1 protein-coding gene is annotated in these 327 nt (G+C 31.8%); it reads left to right on the top strand.

What is annotated here, in order from left to right:
* Window positions 1-327, top strand: a 327-nt coding sequence (locus B2S90_RS10405; RefSeq protein ID WP_286697017.1) for a GTP-binding protein, incomplete at both ends; no start/stop codon positions are given.

Genomic DNA, 327 nt, shown 5'->3' with positions numbered 1-327 from the left:
GATATTGCAGGAACGACTAGAGATGTAGTAGAAGGTTCTATTCGTTTAAATGATATTGTATTGAATATGATTGATACAGCAGGTATTAGAGAAACAGAAGATGAGATTGAACATATGGGTGTTAAGAAGTCTTTATCTTTGATTGATCAGGCTGATTTAGTACTAGTTGTATTAGATGGTTCTAGACCTTTAGAAGTAGAAGATAAGGAACTATTAGAACGTACTGAAGGATTAAATAGAATTGTATTAATCAATAAGTCTGATAAGGGCTGTGTGATTGATACAGAAGGTATTCATATTAGTGCTAAAGAGAATCATATAGATGAA

Source organism: Catenibacterium sp. UBA627 (genome assembly GCF_002299355.1).
In the GTDB taxonomy this organism is placed as follows: Bacteria; Bacillota_I; Bacilli_A; order Erysipelotrichales; family Coprobacillaceae; genus Catenibacterium; species Catenibacterium mitsuoka.
Note: the sequence above shows the minus strand (reverse complement) of the source record. Positions and strands in the feature narration are given on the sequence as shown.